The sequence below is a fragment of the Ruficoccus sp. ZRK36 genome, assembly GCF_019603315.1.
Classification (GTDB): Bacteria; Verrucomicrobiota; Verrucomicrobiia; order Opitutales; family Cerasicoccaceae; genus Ruficoccus.
Window position 1 is genome coordinate 1,726,701 of the sequence record NZ_CP080649.1, and the last position, 15,169, is coordinate 1,741,869.

The 15,169-nt window shown below is 61.6% G+C and carries 8 protein-coding genes; 4 read left to right on the forward strand and 4 right to left on the reverse strand.

Features of this window, described 5'->3' with window-relative positions:
- The first annotated feature begins 160 nt into the window (after window positions 1-160).
- From K0V07_RS07610 to K0V07_RS07620, 3 genes are read left to right on the forward strand one after another with little or no spacing between them, the layout of a single operon-like run.
- A complete protein-coding gene (locus K0V07_RS07610) occupies window positions 161-682 on the forward strand; it encodes a DinB family protein (protein ID WP_220623932.1) in 522 nt (173 codons plus the stop codon).
- Window positions 670-1,413: an NRDE family protein gene (locus tag K0V07_RS07615; RefSeq protein ID WP_220623933.1), complete on the forward strand. Its 744-nt coding sequence runs from the start codon at window positions 670-672 to the stop codon at window positions 1,411-1,413. The genes K0V07_RS07610 and K0V07_RS07615 overlap by 13 nt, the downstream gene beginning before the upstream one ends.
- Before the next feature lie 5 nt (window positions 1,414-1,418).
- Window positions 1,419-4,052 carry an alpha/beta fold hydrolase gene (locus K0V07_RS07620; RefSeq protein ID WP_220623934.1) on the forward strand — a complete coding sequence of 878 codons (2,634 nt, stop codon included), beginning with the start codon at window positions 1,419-1,421 and terminating at the stop codon, window positions 4,050-4,052.
- Between the two features lie 202 nt (window positions 4,053-4,254).
- Here K0V07_RS07620 and K0V07_RS07625 read toward each other — a convergent pair whose 3' ends face one another.
- From K0V07_RS07625 to eno, 3 genes are all read right to left on the reverse strand, one after another.
- On the reverse strand, window positions 4,255-4,764 hold the full coding sequence (locus K0V07_RS07625; RefSeq protein WP_220623935.1) for a response regulator: 510 nt from the start codon (window positions 4,762-4,764) through the stop codon (window positions 4,255-4,257).
- 117 nt (window positions 4,765-4,881) lie between these two features.
- A complete protein-coding gene (locus tag K0V07_RS07630; RefSeq protein WP_220623936.1) occupies window positions 4,882-5,802 on the reverse strand; it encodes a tetratricopeptide repeat protein in 921 nt (306 codons plus the stop codon).
- A gap of 399 nt (window positions 5,803-6,201) precedes the next feature.
- On the reverse strand, window positions 6,202-7,512 hold the full coding sequence (gene eno, locus K0V07_RS07635; RefSeq protein WP_220623937.1) for a phosphopyruvate hydratase: 1,311 nt from the start codon (window positions 7,510-7,512) through the stop codon (window positions 6,202-6,204).
- Window positions 7,513-7,878: 366 nt separating this feature from the next.
- Between eno and K0V07_RS07640 the strand changes: the two genes are divergently transcribed.
- Window positions 7,879-9,147: a DEAD/DEAH box helicase gene (locus K0V07_RS07640; protein WP_220623938.1), complete on the forward strand. Its 1,269-nt coding sequence runs from the start codon at window positions 7,879-7,881 to the stop codon at window positions 9,145-9,147.
- Between the two features lie 256 nt (window positions 9,148-9,403).
- Here K0V07_RS07640 and uvrA read toward each other — a convergent pair whose 3' ends face one another.
- Window positions 9,404-14,902: an excinuclease ABC subunit UvrA gene (gene uvrA / locus K0V07_RS07645; protein ID WP_220623939.1), complete on the reverse strand. Its 5,499-nt coding sequence runs from the start codon at window positions 14,900-14,902 to the stop codon at window positions 9,404-9,406.
- Window positions 14,903-15,169 lie beyond the last annotated feature (267 nt).

The following is a 15,169-nucleotide window of genomic DNA, read 5'->3' on the forward strand; positions in this document are numbered from 1 at the left end:
CCAGAACGGCGTTTTTTTTCGGAGTTTGTCGCTTGATGAGATGGTTCCTATTGAAAGGAAACCTTGCCATACACGTCAAATTGAAACATCACAAGCGGGACAGGCACGCGGTATGCGTCCCCTGATCCAGCTCTCTCTTTATAACCCATCGGGAACCACTATGTTGCAACTTGTCCACGACAATGTGCGCTGCCTGTGTCAGGGGATTGACCTGATCAACTCTCTGCCCGAAGGCGAGTACACGCGTCGTCATTCGGAGTGTTTCGGCAGTACCATCGGTGGCCACATGCGCCACAACCTCGACCACTACGAACGCTTTATGCAGGACTGGCGCTCCGGCCGCATCGACTACGATGCCCGCAGCCGCGATCCGGGGGTGGAGTCCGACCCAGCTCTCGCGCTCAATCGCCTGCTGGAGATAAAGGCTGGCCTTGAGGCGGTGGGTGAGTCCGATCTGGATGCTTCTGTGACGGTGATCATGGACAGCGGTGGTGATCCCTCTGTGTGCGGTCCCAGTCGCTCCAGTGTCAGGCGCGAGCTTCAGTTTTTAATCAGCCATACGGTTCACCACTATGCGCTTATCACCGTGCTGTGCCAACTGCGCGGCATCGAGACGGCTCCGGACTTTGGAGTGGCTCCCAGTACCTTGCGCTATCGCGGGCAGTCCTCATGTGCACGGTAACCTGGTGGAGCACCTCTGACGGCTACGAGCTGTACTTCAACCGCGACGAGTTCAAGACGCGGCTGCCCGGCCTGCCTCCCGAGGAGCTGGAGCTGGCGGGCGTACGCTATCTGAGCCCGAGGGATGCCGATGAAGGTGGGACCTGGCTGCTCGTTAACGAGGTCGGCCTCTGTGTCTGCCTCATCAATCAGCACCCCCTGCGTAGACCGGTGCCCCGTGGGGAACGGGTGAGCCGCGGCCATCTGGTGCGCGGCATGGCATCTTGTCTAAAAGCGAGGGAGGTTGCCGAGCGCCTGCGCGGGTGTGACCTGTTCGCGTATCGGCCTTTTCAGATGATCGCGGTCGAGCCGGGTGGCAGCGGGACGGCCTGGACCTGGGACGGGCACGAGCTGGCGGAGTCTCTCAATGCTCATGAAGCGATGCCCTTTACCTCGTCGTCTTATCTGTCCGAGCAGATCATCCGGCACCGCCGGGAGCGTTTTGCCCAGATCGTGGCACAGCGTGGGGACCCGAGTCCGGAGGATTTGCTGGCCTTTCACCGTGAGCACAATGTCGAGGCGGGCGCCTTCTCCGTCTGCATGCAGCGTGACGATGCCGAGACGGTGAGCTTGGCTCAGGTGGTTGTCCGCCCGGATACGATCGCCATGACCTATTCGCAGAAAGTTCCGGGACAGCCCGCATTTGCGCAGCCGGTACGCGCTAGCCTGAAACCCAGATCCTGCCTCTCCTGACCAATATGTCCGCTGCTAACAAGAATCCGCGTGAAAGCCGTAAGCTGCGCCTGCGTGCGACATTGACAGGCGTTTTTCTGCTGGTGCTGCTTGCCTCCTGGCTGTGGCGGCACTTTACGCTGCCCGAGGAGGGGCCGCTGACATCCGGCCAGCAGCGCATCGAGCTGCCGGAGTGGAAGGTGGACCGTGAAACCGGCAAGAACATCCAGCTCGCCTATCGTGACCTGCCCGCTACCTCAGGCGAGGCTGATGCCCCGGTGCTCATCATGGTGCACGGCAGCCCGATGGCCTCTGAGGCTTTTGATAAACTCATCCCCGAACTCAACGAACACTGCCGGCTCATCCTGCCCGATATGCCTGGCTTTGGGGGCTCGACTCGCGACGTGCCGGACTACTCGATCCGCTCGCATGCGCATGCGGTGCTCGATCTGATGGATGCGCTTGATATCGAGCAGGCCAACCTGCTCGGCTACAGCCAGGGTGGGGGCGTCGTGCTCAACGTGGCCGAACTCGCGCCGGAGCGCGTCGAGAGCCTGACCCTGCTCTCGGCTATCGGTGTGCAGGACTACGAGCTCACCGGAGACTACACGCTCAACCATGGCCTCTACGGGATGCAGTTGCTGGTGCTGACGATTGCCCGCGAGGTCATTCCGCATTTTGGAGCACTCGATCAGTCCATGTTTAACGTGCGCTATGCGCGTAACTTCTGGGACAGCGACCAGCGCCCTCTGCGTGGCATCCTGGAGGATTACGATGGTCCGATGTTGATCGTGCAGGGGGACCGCGACTTTTTTGTTCCGCCCTCCGGTGCCAGAGAGCACCACCGCATCGTGCCTCAGAGCGAGCTGGAGATACTTGGTGGCGGGCACCTGCTTCCCTTTAAAAAGCCGCATGAGGTCGGTGAGCGTGTAAAAGCCTTTGTGCAAAAGGTAAAAGCGGGCGCGGCGAAGCTGCGTCACGATGCCTCGCCGGAGCGTCTGCTCCAGGCCGCCTCTGATCAGCGGGTGCCCCGTCGTGAGGCGGGAGGGCGCACGCTGGCCTTTTACAGCGCGCTACTCGTGCTGGGCACACAGGTCGCCGAGGACCTGACGTGCATCTCTGCCGGTTTCCTTGCGGCGCGGGGTGTGGTGCCATTCTGGGTCGGGACCGTGGCCTGTATCTTCGGTATATTTGTGGGAGACATGCTGCTGTATCTGGCCGGGCGAATCTTTGGCCGCCGCGCACTGCGGCATGCACCGATCAAGTGGATGCTCAAGGAGCGTGACCTGAGCTCGATGGAGGAGTGGTTCCAGCAGCGCGGCCCGATGCTGATCGTGGCCTCACGGTTTATGCCGGGCACGCGCATCCCGGTCTTTTTCGGGGCGGGTATGCTGCATATGTCCACCGGTAAATTTGCCCTCTACTTCTTCCTCGCGGCTGCAGCGTGGACGCCCTGTCTGGTTGGCTTGGCCTGGTGGATGGGGGATGCCTTCATCGGCTACTTTGAGCGTTTTGAGAAGTTCGCCATCGTCGGCCTGCTCGGGGTGGTAGTCCTGATCATGCTGGTTCTGCACTTGCTGGTCCCGATGTTTACCTGGCGAGGACGCCGCCGTCTATATGGACGCTGGCGCAGATGGGTCCGCTGGGAGTATTGGCCGACCTGGGTCTTTTACCCGCCGGTGGCGCTGTATGTTTTCTGGCTGGGGCTGCGCTACCGGCATCCGGCTCTCTTTACAGCGGTCAACCCCGGGATGGGTAACGGCAGCGGCTTCTCTGGTGAGTCCAAAGTGGAGATCCTGGATAAGCTGCGCGGGGCGGGTGAGGCTGTGGCAACGTGGACTGTGCTCGGGGTGGATACGCCTCTGGCCCTCAAAGAAGCTGAGCTGCGGGCCTTTATGGCGCAGGATGAGGTGGACTTTCCCCTCGTGCTGAAGCCCGATGTCGGCGAGCGCGGCAGCGGTGTGGCTATCGTGCACGACTGGGAGCAGGTCCGCGACTACCTGCAGCGCTGCCCGGATACCGTTATCGCTCAGCGTTATGTGCCTGGTCGTGAATACGGCATCTTTTATATCCGCTACCCCTGGGAGGAAAAGGGGCGTATCTTCGGCATTACCGACAAGCGCTTTACGTCAGTGACTGGCGACGGCAAGACGCCGCTGGAGGAGCTGATCCTGCGTGATGACCGCGCCGTGTGTATGCGCGCTTTCTTCGAGCAGAAGCACAGCGACCACCTGAGCGATGTCGTCCCGGCCGGGGAGACGTACGTGCTCGCCGAGTTGGGGACGCACTGTCGCGGGTCTCTCTTTCTGGATGGGAGCCATCTGACGACAGAGCCTTTGCGGGCCTGGGTGCAGTCGGTCAGCGATTGCTACGAGGGCTTTTACTTTGGCCGCTACGATGTGCGTGTGCCCTCGGAAGAGGATCTCAAGGCTGGCAAAAACCTTACGGTGATCGAGCTCAATGGCGTCAGCTCAGAGGCGACCTGGATCTACGACCCTAAGCATTCGGCTCTGTTTGGCTGGCGCACGCTGTTAGAGCAGTGGCGGATCGCCTTTCAGATCGCGGATTGGAATCGCAAACACGGAGCACGGCCCGATACCTGCCGGGCAACCCTGCGCGCGATCTTCAGCCGTGGCGTGCGCGAGCCCTTCGAGGCCTGACCAGGGCTAGCCCTGGACCCGTGATCCTTCAGATCACTCTTGGAATTTTCAGGAGAAAATGCCGTGTAGATGTATCGGCTCTTTGCCAATGAATCGCATTTTATGGGGGTAACCGCATTGTTGAGGTTTTGATTCAGCGATGTACGGGATCGAAAGTACTGGCACAGTCAAACCTGCTATGGGGTCTGCGTGCGCAGAGCCCCTAAGCCCGTAAATCACGCTCAGGGCTACTTCCCAGCTCTGCGCGCAGGCGGGCGTTTTCCTCTTCGAGCTTTTTGTTGGCCTGCTGGAGGCGAAAGAGTTTTTCCTCAGTGGCGCGCTGGAAGGCCATGCGCTCGATCGCATTATTGAGCGAGCGCAGCAGACGATCGGGGGAGAGGGTAGGCTTTTTCAGGTAATCCTGCGCCCCGCGCTTCATCGCCTCGACCGCGGTGGCTTCGTCGCCGTGGCCGGTCAGGACGACGATGGGCCAGCAGAGGGCCTTGAATGTGCGGCGAAGTTCCAGGATGAAGTCCAGCCCCTGCATGCCCGGTAGTTGGAGGTCCAGCACGATCGCGTCCACCTTGACCGTGCGGCAATAGTTAAGCGCCTCGTCGGCATTAGCGGCCTCAAGGACTTGATTGGTAAATTCCTGATCGGTCCCCAGGTACTGCGTAATCAGTCCGCGGTCCAGGGGATTGTCATCAACAACGAGTATGCGGCGTTTGTCCAAAACTGCCTTTGTCAGGGGTGAAGGGTCCAAGATACTGTTTTATCGGTGTAGTGCAACGGTTTGTTGTTCTTTGCCAATCGCTAATGATCGGATGTCCACCGCGAGAGGGGGGGCAGCCTATGGCTGTGCCTGGGTGAGTTGGTGTTCACTTGCCTCCTGCAAGGCTTTGGCGCGGACGTCGTTGGGATCCTTTTGCAGGAGTTGCTCTGCGTAGAACTGTGCCGCAGCGGCGTCTCCGCGCAGGAGCAGCAGCTCGGCCTTCGCGTAGGGGAACTCGCCGTACCAGGGAGCGGCCCGCTCGGCATTGAGGAGGAGTGCCTCTGCCTGAGCCGGGTTGCCGTTAATGGCTTCGAGCCGTGCCCACTCGACGGCTGCAGCGACGTTGCCGGAGTTGGTTTGCGCGGTGTGGACGATGCGTTCAGCATCGCCGCGCGACCAGCGAGCGGAGTCTTCGACGGACAGGGCTGCAACCCATACGCATAGCCCGATGCCAACAAGCAGGTAGAGCTGCTTCCAGGGGGCGGGGCTACGCGGCCGGCGCGCGATACGAAAACACTGGATCAGCAGACTGGCCATCATCAGCGACAGACCCAGCCCGGGGGCGAGCAGGTAGGCCTGCGAAAACGGTTGGCCGCCCAGCTCGATCGCGATGCCGACTGGCAAGAGCCAGAGCACTGCCCAGCCGAGGCCGATCACGACCCACGGGTTGTATTTACGCAGACGCCAGGCATGCCGGAGCATGAGCACGAGGATGAGCCAGAACAGCAGGTTGATCGCAAAGAGCGCCTTGGGATCGAGTGGTCGCAGCACCCAGTCCCGCCCAAAGGGCCACAACCACCAGCCCATGTGCTCCAAAATGACGTAGGCCAGCGTGAAAAATCGTTCGCCAAATGAGGATGGGGCGATGAGCGAACCGATGAGCGAACTGGGCGTGCTCGGTGCGCCCATCAAGACGGACTGGGTCGCCGGGGCCAGCAGCCAGATGATCGCGGCCAGCGAGAGCAGCTTCTTGTCGGGAGGAAAGGGTTTAGGCTTCAAGAGACGAACAGGATTGGCGGTTCGCCGGGGCGGTTCAACCTTTTATGCGGGCTTACGCAGCCCGCACCCGCGGCAGCCGAGGGCTGCACTTTCGATGCTGCGCATCGTGTCGGCGCTTACGGTAATGAACTAAGTTCATTACCGTAAGCGCCGAGCAGAGCATCAAAACTGGGGTGCCACCGTCACTCGCGGGAGATGGCATTTCCTTGCACAGGCCCCAGATTTGTTTGTGTCAGTGTCGATCCTGTTGGCCATGCCACCGCGTTGGCGGTGGCATCAGTGATGCGTTAGCATCACGGGTGCAGGGCATGCCCTGCAAAAAAAGCCCGGTCGTTTTCACGACCGGGCTTGGAAAGGGTGCTAATTTAAGCCGTTGGCTTAGAGCTTGCCGACGGCAGCTTACAACTTGCCGCCGTAGATGGCGTCGTCACCCAGTTCCTCTTCGATGCGGAGGAGCTGGTTGTACTTGGCCACGCGGTCGGAGCGGCTGAGCGAACCGGTCTTGATCTGGCCGGCGTTGGTAGCCACAGCGATGTCGGCGATGGTGCAGTCTTCGGTTTCGCCCGAGCGGTGGGAGATAACCGAGGTGTAACCGGCTTCCTTGGCCATTTCAATGGCGTCGAGGGTTTCGGTCAGCGAGCCGATCTGGTTCACCTTGACGAGAATCGAGTTGGCGGTGCCGGAGTCGATGCCCTTCTTGAGGAACTGCGTGTTGGTGACGAAGAGGTCGTCGCCCACGAGCTGGGTCTTGTCGCCGATGGCGTCGGTCAGCTTCTTCCAGCCGTCCCAGTCGTTTTCATCGCAGCCGTCTTCGATGGAGCGGATCGGGTACTTCTTCTGCAGGTCAGCGTAGAAGGCGACCATTTCCTCAGCGGTGAGCTCGTCACCCGAGGACTTCTTAAAGACGTACTTCTTCTTCTTCTTGTCGTAGAATTCGCTGGAGGCGACGTCGAGGGCGAAGACGATGTCCTTACCGAGCTTGTAGCCGGCGTCCTTGATGGCCTTGGCGATAGCGTCGAGAGCGTCCGTGGTGCTGTCGAGGTTCGGGGCGAAGCCACCTTCGTCACCGACGGCGGTGGAGAGACCCTTGGCCTTGAGAACCTTCTTCAGAGCGTGGAAGGTTTCAGCGCCCATGCGGATAGCTTCGCGGAAGGTCTTGGCGCCGATCGGCATGATCATGAACTCCTGGAAGTCGATCGGAGCGTCGGAGTGGGCACCACCGTTCATGATGTTCATCATGGGGACGGGGAGGACCTTGGCGTTCGGGCCACCGATGTACTTGTAAAGGGGCAGGCCCAAGGCGTCGGCAGCGGCGTGCGCGGTAGCGAGCGAAACGCCGAGGATGGCGTTGGCGCCGAGCTTCTTCTTGTTGGCGGTGCCGTCGAGGGCGAACATGGTCTTATCCACGCCGACCTGATCGCAGGCATCCATGCCGATCAGCTCAGGGCAGATGATCTCGTTGACATTGCGGACAGCCTTGACGACGCCCTTACCGAGGTAACGGGTCTTGTTACCGAAACCCTTCGGGAATTCCTTGGCGGCGACGGTGCCGTCGCGCAGTTCCCAGGCTTCGTGCTCGCCGGTGGAGGCCCCGGAGGGGACAGCGGCGCGGCCGATGGACCCGCTTTCGAGTTCGACGTCCACCTCGACGGTGGGATTGCCGCGTGAGTCGAGAATTTCGCGTGCGCGTATATCAACGATGGTGGTCATAGCGAGTCATGGACTATCCTAGAGGGGCGTTCTGTCAATGGTTAATGGGAACACCCTCATAATTAAAGCTAACTGCGAAGTGGCCATAATCTAGTCTTATGGGCGTGATGATTTTTATTCGACAGGTGGCATTAGCTGGGGCTTTGCCGTCCATTAACGGGGCCATGCTTTGAACTTGCCAAAAACGTGTAAAAGGCTTTTGTATGTGGGTGTGGAGCCGTTTGCTCCGCGCGCCCGCGCCCTCGCGCCGGTGCTATCCGTACCGGGTGACCGAGCCGGGCCCGCGCACAAGACTGTGCCGCCTTTTTCGTTTACCTGACCCGATTGATTCGGGGCAGTCTGCCCGGTTTATCCGAAAAAGTACACATGTCAGAAATTACATTCCACGATCTGCCGCTGGCAGACCCGCTTCACCGTGCTCTGGGTGAGCACGATTACCAGACTCCCTCACCGATCCAGGCCCAGGCCATTCCCGTTATCCTCGAAGGACGCGACCTGCTGGGTAGTGCTCAGACCGGCACCGGCAAGACCGCTGCCTTTGCGCTGCCGATCCTGCACCGGATTCACACGCAGCCCCGCGAGCTTGAGCCCAACGAAGTGCGCGCCCTGATCCTCGTGCCGACGCGCGAGCTGGCCGTGCAGGTGGACCGCAGCTTTGAAAAGTACGGCGCCTATGTCGATTTCCGCGCGCTCGTCGTTTACGGCGGGGTGGGCTTCGAGCATCAGGTCAAGACGCTGAAAAAGGGCGTCGATGTGCTCGTGGCAACACCGGGCCGTCTGCTCGACCTGCACAGCCAGGGTTACGTAGACCTGAGCAATGTCAAGGTGCTCGTCCTGGACGAAGCCGACCGCATGCTCGACATGGGCTTCCTGCCTGATATGCGCCGCATCATTTCCATGCTGCCGCACGAGCGCCAGACGCTCTTCCTCTCAGCGACGCTCGGCCACAGCATTCAGAGCCTGGCCAAATCCATCCTGAAGGACCCGGTCACCGTCACGGTGAACCCGCCGTCCTCCACGGCCGAGAAAATCGAGCAGCAGGTCCTCTTTGTCCGCAGCAACGACAAGGCCGAACTCCTCGCACACCTGCTTCAGCAGATGGGTGACGACGAGGCTCAGCTCATGCTCGTCTTTTCCCGCACCAAGCACGGAGCCGAGCGCCTCGTGAAAAAGCTCCGCAAGGCCGGCATCGAAGCCGATGCCATCCACGGGGACAAGACTCAGGGTGCCCGCGAAAAGGCCCTCGACAAGTTCCGCGAGGGTAAGGTCAATGTGCTCGTCGCCACTGACGTGGCCGCACGCGGCATCGACGTCAAGGGCATCACGCACGTGGTCAACTACGACTTTCCGAATCAGCCCGAGTCCTATGTGCACCGTATCGGCCGCACCGCCCGCGCCGGTGAGGAAGGCGAAGCGATTACCTTCTGCTCGGACGAGGATATGAATGTCCTCTGGGATGTGGAAAAAATGATCCGCCAGCCGATCAAGATCCTCAAGGATCATCCCTTCCACTGTGAAGACCTGGAGCAGCTCCACCTCGGTCGTCGCGAGGCGCTGAAAAAGATTGTGAAGCAGGAACGTCCCCGTCGCCGTAACCGCGGTGGTGGCCCCGTCCGCGTCCGCAAGGCATTCTAATCTTTTGCGGGCTTACGCAGCCCGCACCCGCGGCAGGCAGAGCCTGCACTTTCGATGCTGCGCATCGTGTCAGCGTTTATTGAAAGCCGTTACACGGCTTTCAATAAACGCTGGGCAAAGCATCAAAACTGGGTCGAACCATCTCAGGGGTGATCCGTTGCCGGGGTAGCGACTGCAAGGAGCGTAGGGGCGCTAGCCCCTCATTGCCAGCGGAGGCACTCCGCCGTGGGCGCGGGGCGCGGAGCCCCGCAATTTCCTACAGCTTCTCCTTCAGATACGGAGCGGTCGGGCTATTCTTGGTTTTTATCAGGCCGGGGAGAGCGCCCTGGTAGAGGATGTGACCCCCGGCTTCGCCCCCGTCGGGGCCGACCTCGACGACGTAGTCGGCCTCGGCGATGAGGTCGAGGTTGTGCTCGATGACGACAACGCTGTGCCCCTGGTCCACCAGCCGGTGTAGCAGCTCGATCAGGCGCTCGCAGTCGCGCATGTGCAGACCGATGGTCGGCTCCTCCAGCAGGTAGAGGTTGCGGCGCAGCAGGCCGCGCGACTTTTCCTTAAACGAGGGCAGTCCGGTGGACAGCTCGCTGACGAGCTTCAGGCGCTGAGCCTCGCCGCCGGAGAGGGTGGGGCTGCTCTGCCCGAGTGTGAGGTAGCCCAAGCCGGTCTCTACCATGAGCCCGAGCATGTCGGAGAGGCGGCTGTGGAAGCTGAAAAACTCCGCTGCCTCCTCGAAGCTCATAGCGAGCACATCGGCGATAGTCTTGCCGTTCCAGCGGATATCCGCCAGCTCGGGGCCGTAGCGGGTGCCGTGGCAGTCCTCGCAGGGGACATACTGGTCCGGCAGGAAACTCATCTCCAGCTTGATCCGCCCCGCGCCCGCGCAGGTCTCGCAACGCCCGCCCTTGGTGTTAAAGGAAAAGTGCCCGGCGGTGTAGCCGTGGATCTTCGCCTCGGGCAGCGATGCGAAAAACTGCCGGATGATGTCAAAGGCACCGATGTAGGTGGCGGGTGTGGAGCGCGGGGTTTTTCCGATCGGCTCCTGATCGACCTCGATGACGGCCCGGAAGGCGTCGGCGTTGTAAAGGTCCTTGCAGGGCAGTCCGAGGTCGGTGCCGGTCAGCTTACGGGATTTCTTTTTGATCGCGGTCTCGACCGCGGGCTTGAGCAGGCCGCGGATGAGGGTGGACTTGCCCGCTCCGGAGATGCCGCAGACCATCACGAGTCGTCCCAATGGTAGTCGCAGGTCATCGCCTTTCAGATTGCGCAGGGCAGGCTCGCGCAGGGCGAGCCAGTCGTGCGCCTTCGAACGCGGGGACCATTTGGTCGGAAGCTTGCGGTACTGACCGCGTAGCGGGTGAGCGATCCCGTTCTTTAAGTACTCCCCTGTGAGCGACTCGGGATTCTTGATGATTTTATCGTAATGGCCCTCGGCGAGGAGATTACCACCGTGGATGCCAGCGCCGGGCCCGAGGTCGATTATGTTGTCGGCAGCGCGCATGGTGTCGTCGTCGTGCTCGACCACGAGGAGCGTGTTACCCTTGTCGCGGAGGGCGTGGAGCGAGCGGATGAGCTCGTCGTTGTCACGGGCGTGCAGGCCGATGGAGGGCTCGTCGAGGACGTAGAGCACACCGGAAAGGTTTGAGCCCAACTGCGCGGCCAGTCTGATGCGCTGAGCCTCGCCACCGGAGAGGGTGTTCGTCGCACGATCGAGCGTGAGATAGCCCAACCCTACGCGGTCCATGAACTTCAGGCGCTCCTCAATCTCGGGGGTGATTTCCTTGGCGATGCGCTTGCCGCGCGGATCGAGCTTGAGCGCATGAAGGGTGTCGAGCAGGCGCTGAGGCGGTAGGGCAAGGAGCTGTGGGAGGGAGAGGCTGCCGCTGGCGGTGTCGATGAGGACGGCACGGCTGACGGGGTTCAGGCGGGTACCCTCGCAGGTGGGGCACGGTTCACCGTCATCGGTGTCGTCGGGGACCTCTTCGAAGTCCTCATTGTCGCGCATCCACTTAAAAATCCGCCCGTAGCCGTGGCAGGCCGGGCACCACCCCTTGGCGGAGTTCCACGAGAAGTGCTTCGGGTCGAGCTCGGGGTAGGCCTCACCCGTGGCCGGATCGGTGCGTGTCGTAGAAAACCATGACAAAATGCCGCCGCGGGTGCTGAGAATAAAGCACGCGCCCTTGCCGTGTTTGAGGGCCTCGGGCAGGAGCTTCAGGGACGCGGGCTCGTCCTGCGGGTCGAGCTCCCAGACCAGCTCGATGTCGTGCTCGCTGTAGCGGTCGAGTTTTTTAAAATTGTCCAATTCGACCAGATCCCCATCGCAGCGCATAAGCGTGAAACCGTGGTCGCGGGCCCAGTTGGCCAGTGGCTCGTGGTGGCCCTTGCGGGCGCGGACGACGGGTGCGCACAGGTAAAGTGAGCGGGCATTGGCGGCTTGCTTTGAGGCGAGAGTCTGGAGGAACTTTTTGCGTAGCGCCGGGCGCGACATGGCCACAAGCGGCTCTCCGGTGACAGGGCTGTGCTGCGTGCCGACCTTGGCGTAGAGCAGGCGCAGGTACTGGGCCACCTCGGTAATCGTCGCTACAGTGGATTTGCGGCTGCCGCGGGTGACACGCTGCTCGATGGCGACGGTCGGCTGCACGCCGCTGAGGTCGTCAATGTCGGGGCGCTGGAGCTGCTCGACGAACTGCCGCGCGTAGGACGACATCGACTCCATGAAGCGCCGCTGCCCCTCGGCGAACACGATGTCGAAGGCGAGCGAGGACTTGCCTGAGCCGGAGACACCGGTCACGACATTGAGCTGATGCTGCGGGATCGAGAGGTCGAGGTTACGCAGGTTATGCTCGCGTGCCCCGAGGATACGGAGCTGGCCGTCGTGTGAGGCGGGCTTGGTGCGGGCGCTTTTTTTCTTGGAAGTTTTTGTCTTCGTGGGCGTCGTTGCTTTTCCACTACAAAGCTCCTTGAGAAATGGAGCTGTCGCGCACTTGGTCTTGGTGAGTCCTTGGGGTGGCCCCTGGAAGACGACCTGTCCGCCGCCGGAGCCGGCCTCGGGGCCGAGCTCGATCACCCAGTCAGCGCAGCGGAGGATGTCGAGCTGGTGCTCGATCACGACCAGACTGTGTCCGGCACTGACAAGCTTTTGCAGGACGCCGATGAGGCGCTTGACGTCATCGCGGTGCAGGCCGGTGGTCGGCTCGTCGAGCAGCAGGAGCGCGTTTTCCTCGTTGGCGCGCGCGAGGTACTTAACCAGCTTGAGGCGTTGGCACTCGCCGCCGGAGAGGGTGTTCAGAGGCTGTCCGAGGGTGAGGTAGCCCAGGCCGACCTCGGCAAGGGACCGCAGGCGGCTGACGATGCGTGCGCTGTCCTTGAAAAAGGTCAGTGCCTCGTTGACATCGAGCGCCAGCACATCGGCGACGCTTTTGTCATTCCAGCGGATGGCGAGCACCTCGGGCTTGAAGCGCTTGCCTTCGCAGACGGGGCAGGGGACGAAGACGTCGGCCAGGAACTGCATCTCGATGCGCTCGTAGCCGAGGCCCTGGCAGTGCTCGCAGCGGCCCTGCCCGCTGTTAAAGGAAAAGTGCGAGGCGGTCAGTCCGGCGGCCTTGGCCGTCTCGGTACGTGCGAACTGCTGGCGGATGTCGTCCCAGGCCTCGCAGTAGAGGGCGGCGTTTGAGCGAGGTGTCTTGCTGACGGGGGACTGGTCCACGAGGACAATGTCGCCGAGCTTATCGTCACCTGAGATAGCAGCGATTTCTGCCGGGTCTTCGGCCATCTTTCCGCGTTTGGCGAGCAGGCCCTGGTGAATGACGTTGGAGAGGAGGGTGGATTTGCCGGAGCCACTGACGCCGCTGAGAGCGACGAAGCGCCCCAGTGGGATCTCCACGTCGAGATTCCTCAGGTTGTGCTTGCTGGCTTTCTTAAAGGCGAGCTTTGGCGTGTTTTTGACGGGGCGGATTGTATCCGTATTTTCAATACTTAAACGCCCGGATAGGTAGCCACCGGTGAGGCTGGTTTTGCTCTTAAGGATTTGATCCGGGGTGCCCTGGAAGACGATTTGCCCGCCCGCAGAGCCGGGCTCGGGGCCGAGCTCGATCAACTGGTCAGCGGCGCGCATGACGGCCTCGTCATGCTCGACCACGACCACGGTGTTACCCGCGTCGGTGAGGCGGCGCAGGATGGAGACCAGCCGGTCGATGTCTCGCGAGTGCAGGCCGACGGAGGGCTCATCGAGCACGAAGAGCGTGTCCACCAGTGCCGTTCCGAGGCAGGTGGTGAGGTTGACGCGCTCGACCTCGCCACCGGAGAGGGTGCGGCTGGCACGGTCGAGGGTGAGGTAGCCGAGGCCGACCTCGTTGAGGTAGCGCAGGCGGGTGAGGATGGCCTCGTGCGCCAGCTCGGACTGGTGGGCGCGGTCGTTGTTCTTGGCGCGTGCCGGGGCGTGCTTCTCGATCAGAGCGAGGAGGTCGGAGACGGGAAGCTGGTATAATTCGGGTAGCGTGTGATGCTGCCACTTCCAGTTAAGGGCCTCCGGGATGAGGCGTGTGCCGTGGCAGTCCGGACAGGTGGTGTAGGAGCGAAATTTTGAAAGAAAGACCCGCACGTGCATCTTGTAGGTCGTGCTTTCGAGCCAGTCGAAGAACCGCCGTACGCCATACCACTTGCGGGAGCTTCCGGGCTCGTTCCAGTCGTAGTCGGGCTCGCCTTCGATGACCCACTCGCGGTCCTTCTCCGGCATGTCACGCCAGGGGACATCCGTGCGCACGCCTTTCTTTTTTGCACGGGAGACAAGGTCGCGCAGGCTCTCGCTGTAGACCTGCCCCTGAAAGGCGCGGATCGCACCGTCTTCGATGGAGATTGAGCTGTCGGGGATGACGAGCCGGTAGTCGATCTCGATGACGCGGCCAAAGCCCCGGCACTTCGGGCAGGCACCGACGGGGGAGTTGAAGGAAAAGAGCCCAGGGCGGGCTGGGCGGTAATGCTTGCCGGTGGTGGGGGAGTGGAGCCCCTCGGAGAAGTGCCCCAGCTCGACAGCTTGGTCTTTGTCGCCGGAGAAAAGAAATAACTCTCCCTGCCCGAAGTGGAGCGCCTGGGTGGCGGCCTCCAGAAAGCGGGAGCGGGCGGCCTGCTCCAGCTTGAGCTTGTCGGCGATGACCCAGACGGTCGTACCCGTGAAGTCTGTATCGAAGCTCTCAATACGATGGACGTTCCCGTCGGCGATCAGACGCGTGTAGCCCTGAGCGGATACGGGGCCAAGGATGTCGGGCCACTTGAGCTTGGCGGGTTTTTCGATCTTAAAGCAGACGAGGGCCTGGCTGCCGGGCCAGGCCGCGAGCGACTTCTTCCAGATCGAGGCGGGATTGTCGTCCTCGATGACCTCTCCTGTGTCGGGATCGTGCAGATGGCCGACATGGCAGAACCACACCTTGAAGTAGTCGCATAGCTCCGTCATGGTGCCGACGGTGGAGCGCGAGGTTTTGACCGTGTTGCTCTGCTCGATGGCGATAGAGGGGCGGATGTTCTCGATGGCATCGACCTCGGGCCGGTCGAGCATTTCGAGGAACTGCCGGGTGTAGGGCGAGAATGTCTCGACGTAGCGGCGCTGACCCTCGGCGTGCAGGGTGTCAAATACGAGGGAGGACTTACCGGTGCCGCTCAGACCCGTTACGCAGATGAGTTTACCCAGCGGGAGGTCGAGGTCGAAGCCCTTTAAATTGTTCTGATGGACGCCGCGCAGGCGGATGGAGTCGAAGGTAGCCATGGTTGCGAAGTGCTAAACATGTGTGCACTTGTTGAAAAAAGCAAGCGGTGCGTGACCGCACGGGACATTAATGGGGCTCTGCCCCATCGCTCACTGCGTTCGCTGCCCCGGCAGGACATAGTCCTGCACCTGTGATCATCCTGGCATTTTTAGGAGATAATGCCATACGCAGTGATTTTGGCCCACACATCAGTAATCACTCACACGATGCGCCGCATCGAAAGTGCAGGGTCCGCCTGCCGCAGGTCCGGGCTGCGCAAGCCCGGG